The 6,889-nt window shown below is 64.1% G+C and carries 7 protein-coding genes and 1 pseudogene; all 8 read right to left on the bottom strand.

Annotated features, from left to right (window positions below):
* Positions 1-1,028: pseudogene (locus tag ACEW8G_RS11205) on the bottom strand (hypothetical protein); the annotation flags it as partial.
* Complete coding sequence (locus ACEW8G_RS11200) at positions 1,025-1,450, bottom strand: hypothetical protein (protein WP_373488503.1); 426 nt, start codon at positions 1,448-1,450, stop codon at positions 1,025-1,027. The pseudogene ACEW8G_RS11205 and the gene ACEW8G_RS11200, both read right to left, overlap by 4 nt.
* Entirely contained in the window at positions 1,447-2,778 is a 1,332-nt protein-coding gene (locus ACEW8G_RS11195; protein WP_373488502.1) for a FliI/YscN family ATPase, read from the bottom strand. The genes ACEW8G_RS11200 and ACEW8G_RS11195 overlap by 4 nt, the downstream gene beginning before the upstream one ends.
* Entirely contained in the window at positions 2,775-3,455 is a 681-nt protein-coding gene (locus ACEW8G_RS11190) for a hypothetical protein (protein WP_373488501.1), read from the bottom strand. The genes ACEW8G_RS11195 and ACEW8G_RS11190 overlap by 4 nt, the downstream gene beginning before the upstream one ends.
* A complete protein-coding gene (gene fliG, locus ACEW8G_RS11185) occupies positions 3,448-4,494 on the bottom strand; it encodes a flagellar motor switch protein FliG (protein ID WP_373488500.1) in 1,047 nt (348 codons plus the stop codon). The genes ACEW8G_RS11190 and fliG overlap by 8 nt, the downstream gene beginning before the upstream one ends.
* Positions 4,487-6,262: a flagellar basal-body MS-ring/collar protein FliF gene (gene fliF / locus ACEW8G_RS11180; protein WP_373488499.1), complete on the bottom strand. Its 1,776-nt coding sequence runs from the start codon at positions 6,260-6,262 to the stop codon at positions 4,487-4,489. The genes fliG and fliF overlap by 8 nt, the downstream gene beginning before the upstream one ends.
* A gap of 3 nt (positions 6,263-6,265) precedes the next feature.
* On the bottom strand, positions 6,266-6,604 hold the full coding sequence (gene fliE, locus ACEW8G_RS11175; protein ID WP_373488498.1) for a flagellar hook-basal body complex protein FliE: 339 nt from the start codon (positions 6,602-6,604) through the stop codon (positions 6,266-6,268).
* 23 nt (positions 6,605-6,627) lie between these two features.
* On the bottom strand, positions 6,628-6,889 hold a 262-nt coding region (locus ACEW8G_RS11170; RefSeq protein WP_373488497.1), incomplete at its 5' end, for a helix-turn-helix domain-containing protein.

Below are 6,889 nucleotides of genomic sequence, written 5' to 3'. Positions count from 1 at the left end.
GGCGTGGGTGTTGCTGCCTGTGCCGCAAACGGCGCAGGTGTCGCTGAAACAGGTGCCAAAGACGCAGCAGGCGGCGGCGGCGTGGTCGTTGTCTGTGCCGCGACCTGAGCCGCTGGTGCCTGTGGCGCGAGCGGCGCGGGTGTCGTTGAAACTGGGCTGGGAGCAGCCACCAATGATGCATCAGGCGCTGGCGGCGCAGCAGGCACTGGCGGCGCAGCAGGCGTTGCTTGCACGCTGTGCGTCACGGAAGGCGTGTTTGTGAGCGAGCCAGCCACAACCGAAGCGCCATTAGCCACCGCTGGTGCAACTTCTGCAGGGGCTTGGCTGGCCGCAGCATAGGGATCGGCAGTTGTGGCAATCCCGCCCGAACCGGAGACGGCGGGCAGCGTCACGGCGGCAGGCAGTGGTATGGATGCATCCGCTATCATGCCCTGGACCATGAATTCAGCAGCGGCGATGGTTTCCTGATCGCGGTGACCGGGTTCCCGCCCCTTGCGCCAGTCATCGATCGGTGCAGGTGCGCTTTCTGCGATCAAGTTGGCAGGAGTGATATCGCCTGCAGAAGCCTCCACCGCGACGGGCGCATCCTGCGCCAAAACCGAAGCCGGAACAACGGTCTGAGCCAAGCCCATGGCGTTACCGGGCTTGGTAAAGCCAGGGGTGGCAGCAGGTGCCAGCGAGGCGGCGCCGGTGAGTGCGAGTTCGATGATCTGGCTGGCGTTGGCATCTGCCGGCAAGGGCTGATCCGCTGAAAGCGTCGTCACCGCCACTGCAGACGCAGTGACCACCGGTGGCAGCGACAGCGTGACGCCATCCTGTGCGTTGGTGAACGCCTGCGCGGCCATTGTCGAAGCGACAACGCCCGCGCCCGGCACCGGGCCAGCGGCACCTGATGTCGACAGCGTGGCGAGTTGGCTCGCGAACAGATTGGCGTCAAGGTTCATGCCGTTCTTTCCAGCAGGAAGCGTGCCAGATTGCAGCGTCAGGGCAGAAGAAGCCGACAAGGCTTGCATAAGATCAGCGCTCATTCCTCGGTATCCTTTGCTTTTTTGCGTCGGATCGGCAGGCGTGCCGCCTTGCGATCAGCATCCGCTGCGCCCTGCGCCAGTGCGCGATCCAGCAGCTTGGTCGTGGTTTCGCGCTCGATATAGGCGGCAGTGCGTTGCCGCTCTGCCTTGGCAAGATGCTGCCGCGCGCGCACCAGTGCGGCGCTGATCTCGCCATCGGCCCGCATCAGTCGCTGGCCGAGCTCCAGCTGCGCGTGCAAAGACGCCCCGCTGGCGCAATGGCCTGCATCAAATGCCCCGTCGCGCAGCTGCTTGAGCCGCTCGGCGTTACTCATCAGCGTCGCTTCGCTGCGCATCGCCTGCGCCGCCTCCCCAATCGCGAGCTTGACCTGCGCCTCGCGCACCGCATGCACCCGGCGCCATGATTTGGGCTTGATGCTCATGGCGCAAATGCCTGGGTCAGAGCCGCGACACTGTTGGCCATATCGACCGGCTCATGCGGGCCCTGGCGGATGAAATCGAGCAGTTCGGGGCGGCGCGCAACCGCCTCGTCGATATTGGCATCGCTGCCCTCACGATAGGCACCCATCAGCAGCAGGTCGCGGTTTTCTTCATAGGCAGACCAGATGCGGCGGAAATTGGCCATGGCGGCGCGATGATCATCGCTGATGATGTCGGTCGCGACGCGGCTCAGCGATTTGCCGATATCGATGGCGGGGAAAATCCCCTGTTCGGCCATCGAGCGCGACAGGATGATATGCCCGTCGACAATCGCGCGCGCGCCATCGACGATCGGATCGTCCAGATCATCGCCATCGGCCAGCACCGTATAGAGCGCGGTGATCGATCCGCCGCTTTCGCGGTCATTGCCCGCGCGCTCGACCAGCTTGGGGATCAGCGCGAGTGCGGACGGGGGGTAGCCTTTCATCGTCGGCGGTTCGCCCAGCGCCAGCCCGATTTCGCGCTGCGCGTGCGCAATGCGGGTCAGGCTGTCGATGATCAGCAGCACACGCTTGCCCTGCTTGCGGAAATATTCGGCGATGGCCGTCGCGCGATAGGCGGCGCGCAGCCGCAGCACCGGGCTATGATCTGCAGGCACCGCCACGGTGACGGTGCGCGACTTCATCGGCCCGGACATTTTGGTCTCGACAAAATCGCTGACCTCGCGGCCACGTTCGCCGATCAGCCCGACGACGATCACGTCAGCCTCGGCCTGGCTGAGGATCTGGCCGATCAGTACCGATTTACCCACGCCAGAGCCCGCCGCGATGGCGATGCGCTGGCCGTGCCCGGCGGTGAGCAAAGCATTGATCGCGCGCACCCCAAGATCGATGGTCTCGGTCACCCGCGCCCGGTTGAGCACATTCTCACGCTTGCCGGCGAGCGGCCAGCGGTCGTGTGCGATCACCGGCCCCATGCCATCGAGCGGCTCGCCCATCGGACCGATCACGCGGCCCAGCAGCGCCTCGCCCACGGTGGCCATATTGGCCTGCGCATCGGGCTCAACCCGCGCCCCGCTGCGCAATGCAGCATCGCTTTCCAGCGGCACCATCATCGCGCGCGATCCGCGAAAGCCTGCGATCTCGGCCCGGATACGGCGGCCATCGGCGGTGCGCAGCGATCCGCCATAGCCGATGGGATAGTCAAAGCCGGTGACCTCAAGCATCCCGCCTTCATGCGCGACAAGCCGTCCAATGCGTCGCGGCCCCGCCTCAAGCGCGGCGATCTTGTTGGTGAACTGGCGCAGGGCTTCGGTCTGGGCGGCGATCACTGGCCGCTCTCCATATCGTCGATCAGGCCCTGCAGCGCATCGAGCATGGGCTGGGTGCCCTGCTCGATCCAGCCATCGGCGTGGTTCAGCGACACGGTGCCCCGGCGCAGGCTGGTATCGGGGGTGAGCACCAGCCCGCATTCGGCATCGCCCAGCAGTTCAAGATCAGCAGGGTGCACATGCAGCGCCGCGCCGCGCATATCCTTGGTGACCAGCGCGGCAAGCGACGCGACGTGGCGTTCCAGCACGGCAGCATCGGGGGCGGTAAAACCGCTCGACCGCTCGAGCATCGCCTTCATCGCGCCCAGCAGCATCGCGCACAGGCTTTCAGACAGCTGCGGGCGCAGCGCAGTGATTGCAGACGCCAGTGCCAGTGTGGCGGCATCGCTGGCCTGCTGCTCGGCGCGCGCCTGCTCAACCCCGTCGGCATGGCCGATCCGGTAAGCGTCGGCGATCTGCGCCTCGATGTCGGGCGTGTCGTCCTCCAATGGCAGATCATCAAACGCGACGTTGTCGGCGTCTTCCTGCGGAGCGGTCGCATCCCTGTTGCCGACGAAGGCGGACATTGCAGAAAACAGTGGCGACGGGCGAAAGCTTGAGGATGCCTGCTGGACGTCCCAGACCGGGAGAAACTGAGCCTCATCCATGCCATTCAGGGTGATCAGGCGGTCAGACATATTCGTCACCACCACCGCCGATCACGATCTCGCCGGCATCGGCCATGCGCTTGGCGGCCTGGACAATCGCTTTTTGTGCATCGAGCACTTCGGACATCGGCATCGGTCCGCGTTCGGCGATATCGTCGGCGATCGACTGTGCTGCGCGGCTGGACATGCACGCGAACATCTTGTCGCGCAGCTTGTCGTCCGCTCCCTTGAGCGCAGGCACCAGAATATCGGCCTCGATACTGCGCACCAGCGCACCCAGATCTTTCGGATCGAGCCGGATAAGATCGGCGAAGGTGAACATCTCGTCCTCAATGCGGCGGGCGATATCCTTGTCACGCTTGGTCAGCGCCCGGATGATGCGGGCACTTTCGCGCTTGTTGATGATGTTCATGATCGCGGCAGCATCAGACGTGCCCCCCGATGACGAGGACCCGGCAGAGCGGGTCCCCCCGCCCTGGCTGGCGAGCAACGCCTCAATGGTTTCCAGCGCCTCGGCGCTGACAGGCCCAAGCGTCGCAAGGCGAAACACGATATCCTCCTGCGCGTCCGCCGCCAGCAGTTGCAGCACATTGGCGGCGACGTCCGGCTTCAGATAGGACAGGACAACGGCGGCAATCTGCGGGTGCTCGTGTTCAATCAGCAGCGCGATCTCGACCGCATCCATCCACTTGAGGGCGTCAAGTCCGTTCCCGGTTTTCTTGGGCGCAACCCGGGTGAGCATCGTTTCAGCGCGGCGATCGCCCAGCGCGCGCTTGAGCATGCCTTCGATCTGTTCATCGGCCTTGTAGCCCACCGTGGTGCGGTTCTTGGCCTTGTCGATGAACAGGTCGAGCACCTCGTTGATGTCCTCAGACCCCACATTGGCGACCGAATACATGATCTCGCTCAATTGCCGCACCTCGTCGGGCTCAAGCCGCGCCAGAATTTCCGCCGCCTGCTCCTCAGCAAACAGCAGCATCAAAATGGCGGCGGCCTGGTCGCCGCGCAGCGGCGTGCGCGCCGCAGGGTTGGCCAGGGTGTCCAGCGTGGCGTCGTTTGCGTCAGGCATGGGCTGGTTCCTTGTCGGCATCAGCGCTGCCTTTCAGCAGATCGCGCACCACCAACGTTGCATGGTCGGGGTTCTGGCGGACGAAGTTCTGGATCAGCAGGGCGCGCTCCTGATAGCTCTGCGCGGCGTTGATCATGTCCAGCGTCACCTGTTCATTGTCATGCTTGGCTAGCGCGGCAGCCTTGGCGCCAGAGCCGTCGAGCGCCATCGCCTGGGCAAGCAGCGGGCCCGGGCCATTGTCTCGCGCCGCTTGCGCATTGGCCTGATCATCAGCCTTTTGTTTGGTATAGCGCTTGAGCAGCGGACGCCCGATGCCGAACACGATGGCCAGCGCAACGAGCAGCGCCGAGAGGTTGCGCACCAGCATGTTCACCCAGCCATTTTCATACCAGGGCTGTTCAAGACCGGGCACGGTTTCAAAGTTGCGCGACGAAATGGCAACCTGATCGCCGCGTGCGACATCAAAGCCGATGGCACCTTTGACAAGTGCTTCGATGGCAGCGATTTCAGCCGCACTGCGCTCCTTGCCACCGGGCAGGTTCTTCACCGCGACCGCAACCGACATGCGCAGCACCTTGCCGGAAGGTTCGCGGACGACCGAGACCTGACGGCCCAGTTCAAAGTTGCGTGCGACCTGTTCATTGCGGCGGGTGGGGGCGGCACCTGCTGCGAGTTCTTCGCCTTGCAGGCCTGCGCCCGGCTCTGCAGCCACTTCGGTTTCGGCAGGCGGTTCGTTGGCGATCGCACCGGGAATGCCGCCGGCTTCAGGCGGTACGGCTTCGCTCGAGAACGAGCGCTGCTCGCTGCGCACCCGCGCCTCGTCAGCGGGATAGGTCTCGGTCGTCGCCTGCCGTTCAGCAAAGTTCACTTCGGTCGATACCTCCGCGACGAAATTGCCCGCGCCCAGCATTGGGGTCAGCAACGCGGTCAACTGGTTACGATAGCGCTCCTCAATGGCTTCTTTCACCTCGATCTGGCGTTCTGCCTCGTCCATTGATCCGCGCTTGGCGTTGCTGGAGAGCAGACGGCCGTTCTGATCGACGACCGAGACATGATCGGGCGACATGCCGGGCACGGAGCTTGCGACGAGATGGATAATCGCCTGCACCTGCGATTCAGGCAGACGGCCCGATCCGACAAGTTGTAGCACGACAGATGCAGCGGGTTCGTTGCGATCCCGGATGAAGATGCTCGGCGGCTCGACCGCAAGGTGGATCCGCGCGGAAACGACCGAATCCATCGCCTCAATGCTGCGCGCAAGGTCCAGTTCGCGCGCGCCGCGCAGCTTTTCGTTCTCAACCGCGCGGCTTGCGCCCATCGGCATCGCCGAAATTAGATCGTCGCCGCTGGGTGCGTTCTTGGGCAGGCCCTGGGCGGCGAGCGAAATCTTGGCTTTATGGTAGTCATCCTCAGACACCATGATCGTGCCCGATGTGTCATCGAAGCTATAGCGGATGGCCGAGGTGTCGAGCGCCGCAATGACCGACGCCTTGTCCGTATCTGGCAACCCGCGAAACAGATCGCGCTGGGGCGGCTCGCGCAGCGCCACCCAGGCGAGGATCGCAATCGCGACAACGCCAAGAAAGCCGATCAGCGGCATCGATTTTGCCACCGCCGGCTGCGCCATAAATGCCTTGACCTGATTGGGGATAGCGGTGCCGCCAAGAACACGGCTGCCCGTGCCAGAGGCACGCAGCGGCGGAGCATCGGCGGCAATCGCGGTGCCCGCGCCACCTTCGGACGGGTTGCTGAGGATAATATCTGACATGGATTACACCGGCATGTTCATGATGTCCTGATACGCGGACAGCAATTTGTTACGGACCTGCAACGTGGCTTCGAAGCCGATGGACGCTTTTTGCTTGGCCATCATCACTGCGGCGATATCGGTCGTCTGCCCCATTTCATACGAGGTCGCAGCATCCGCCGAGGCGTGCTGAACCTGGTTGATCTGATCAAGCGCGGTTTTCAGCGTGCTGGCAAAGCCATCAGGCTTGGTTTCGGTCGGCGTGGTGCCGATGTTCGGGGTTTTGCTCAGCTCCTGCAGTGCGCTGTTCTGTTGCAGAATGGCGTTGCGGGCGGCGAGAATCGAATTGCTGATCGTGCTCATGGCCTATGTCCCTGCCCTGTGCATCATGCCGCTGCGGCCATCTCGCGCATATTGGCGAGACGGTAGCGCAGGGTGCGTTCGGAAATGCCCAGCATCCGGGCGGTTTCGCGGCGGTTGCCGCCGTTTTCATCGAGCGCCTGCTGGATCGCGTCATGCTCGACCGCCCGCGACAGGCTCTGGAGATCACGCGCCTTCATCAGCTTGGCCGATCCTGCGGCGGGCACCGGGTCGGCGCGCGGGCCGAACACCGCTGCTGCCGGAGCAGTTGCGGGCGCTGCAAACACG

The sequence above is a fragment of the Blastomonas sp. genome (genome assembly GCF_041747255.1).
GTDB lineage: Bacteria > Pseudomonadota > Alphaproteobacteria > Sphingomonadales > Sphingomonadaceae > Blastomonas.
Note: the sequence above shows the minus strand (reverse complement) of the source record. Positions and strands in the feature narration are given on the sequence as shown.

What these genes read in the sequence shown, in the direction of transcription:
- ACEW8G_RS11200 (WP_373488503.1), bottom strand. Translation starts at nt 1,450, where the DNA reads ATGAGCATCAAGCCCAAATCATGGCGCCGGGTGCATGCGGTGCGCGAG.
- ACEW8G_RS11190 (WP_373488501.1), bottom strand. Translation starts at nt 3,455, where the DNA reads ATGTCTGACCGCCTGATCACCCTGAATGGCATGGATGAGGCTCAGTTT.
- fliG (WP_373488500.1), bottom strand. Translation starts at nt 4,494, where the DNA reads ATGCCTGACGCAAACGACGCCACGCTGGACACCCTGGCCAACCCTGCG.
- fliF (WP_373488499.1), bottom strand. Translation starts at nt 6,262, where the DNA reads ATGTCAGATATTATCCTCAGCAACCCGTCCGAAGGTGGCGCGGGCACC.
- fliE (WP_373488498.1), bottom strand. Translation starts at nt 6,604, where the DNA reads ATGAGCACGATCAGCAATTCGATTCTCGCCGCCCGCAACGCCATTCTG.